Source organism: Geobacillus sp. ZGt-1 (assembly GCF_001026865.1).
In the GTDB taxonomy this organism is placed as follows: domain Bacteria; phylum Bacillota; class Bacilli; order Bacillales; family Anoxybacillaceae; genus Geobacillus; species Geobacillus thermoleovorans.
In genome coordinates, this window is record NZ_LDPD01000015.1 from 9,272 (window position 1) to 11,061 (window position 1,790).

At 51.1% G+C, this 1,790-nt stretch carries 2 protein-coding genes and 1 pseudogene; all 3 read left to right on the forward strand.

Annotation, left to right across the window (positions count from 1 at the left end; all coding sequences use genetic code 11):
* A partial coding sequence (locus VU18_RS19510) for an FAD-dependent oxidoreductase (protein ID WP_047757832.1) occupies positions 1–537 on the forward strand: 537 nt, incomplete at its 5' end.
* Positions 538–749: 212 nt separating this feature from the next.
* The gene (locus VU18_RS06230; protein WP_041467988.1) at positions 750–1,334 is read left to right on the forward strand and encodes a phosphatase PAP2 family protein; all 585 of its coding nucleotides are present in this window, start codon (positions 750–752) and stop codon (positions 1,332–1,334) included.
* A gap of 167 nt (positions 1,335–1,501) precedes the next feature.
* Positions 1,502–1,790 (forward strand): annotated as a pseudogene (locus VU18_RS06235) (hypothetical protein); the annotation flags it as partial.

Here is a 1,790-nt window from a genome sequence, read left to right on the forward strand (position 1 = left end):
AAAAGCGTCGTCCAGTTTGGCAAACACCCGGCTTTGCCGGACAAGCGCCCAGACAATAACCCTTGGCCGCAATATCCGCTCGTTTTCACGCTTGATTATGCGTATGAGGAAGCGAAGGCGAAATTTGGGGCAGACCCGCGTCAATATTGCATTCAAACGAAAAAAATCGTAGGCGACGAGCACGGCCGCGTGAAAGAGCTGCATACGATTCAAATGGAAAAAATCATTGATGAAAACGGCAAAGCGATCTTTAAAGAAATTCCGGGGACGGAACAAGTATGGCCGTGTGATTTGGTGTTTATCGCCATCGGGTTTGAAGGGCCAGAGCAGCCGTTGTTGAAGCAGTTTGGCGTTGAAACGATCAACAACAAAGTGAAAGCCCCATACGGCAAATATACAACAAACATCGAGGGCGTGTTTGCGGCTGGCGACGCCCGCCGCGGCCAAAGCCTGATCGTTTGGGCGATCCACGAGGGCCGGGGGGCGGCCCGTGAAGTGGACCGGTTCCTGATGGGAGAGACGAAGCTGCCGTCGTAACGGTTGTTTCCTCCTTAAAAAGTGTTGCTTTTTAAGGAGGATTTTTCTTTTGTTCATGAAAATATATTAAGTTATAATGAGGAACTTTCAATGTTTCCTTTTGGTTTGATCTCCGTACAAATCGACTTTGATATCCAGTGGTGGGCAACCGACTGATGCGGTTGTGAGGAAGCATCAACAAGGAGTGAGTCAGAGTGAACCGACGATTATGGATGATAGCGGCTGTCGGCGCGGTCTTTTTTTTGGCTGTTTGGGCAAGCGTGGCAGCCGGGGTGACAAAGGCGGCTGACGAAGGTGGGCTGCAGCTGTTTGATTCATGGCAATGGCTCGATCCGTTTACGTTTCTCGGCAATGGGAAAACAATAGGCATCATCAGTGTGATGTTTGTCATTGGTTTATGGTTTTTCCGCCGCGATGTCTATGGAATGGTGTTGGTTGTCGTCGCTGTTGGTGGGGGGTATGGCATCAACGAATGGATCAAGCATGTTGTGGGGCGGGAGCGCCCGCCGCATGCCGAGATCGGGGGGTTCAGTTTTCCGAGCGGCCACGCGATGATCGGGACGATTTACTTGCTGCTTTTAGCGTATTTTTTGGCGCAAACGCGCACCAAGCGTGGAGAACGGGCGGCCATTTACGGCGTGTTTGCGGCGCTGGCGCTCTTAACTGGCTTAAGCCGGTTAAGCTTGCAAGTGCATTATCCGTCTGATGTGCTTGGCGGGTTTGTGCTTGGCGGTGCTTACTTGGCGGCCTGTCTTGCTCTTTATCGGATGTGGATTCATCGAGGCGGCCGTTTGTAGCTGATCATCAAAAAATCATTTTTTGCCCCATGTTGATTTGATGATGAAGCCGATTCATCGGTTTGATTTAGCGTCTGATCTTGTCGAAAAGGAGAAGAAAATCTCTTTTTCTATACTATGACGTTGTGTGGGACAATGATACAATGGGGGAAAGGAGGTGAGAAACGATGAGCCAAGCCGAACTCGTGCAACTAATGGCTGAATTGCTTGACCAAAAGTTGAATCCGATCCACATGCGGCTCGATCGGATCGAAGGCGATGTCCGGGCCCTTCAAGAAGGACAAGCGCGTTTGGAAGGCGAGATCCAAGCGCTGAAAGAAGGACAGGCGCGCTTGGAAGGTGAAGTGCAGTTGTTGCAAGAGGGGCAAGCCCGCTTGGAACAGCGGCTTCACCGGGTGGAAGAGGATGTGCGCACATTAAAAGCGGACATGGACATGGTCAAAGGCGACGTGCAAA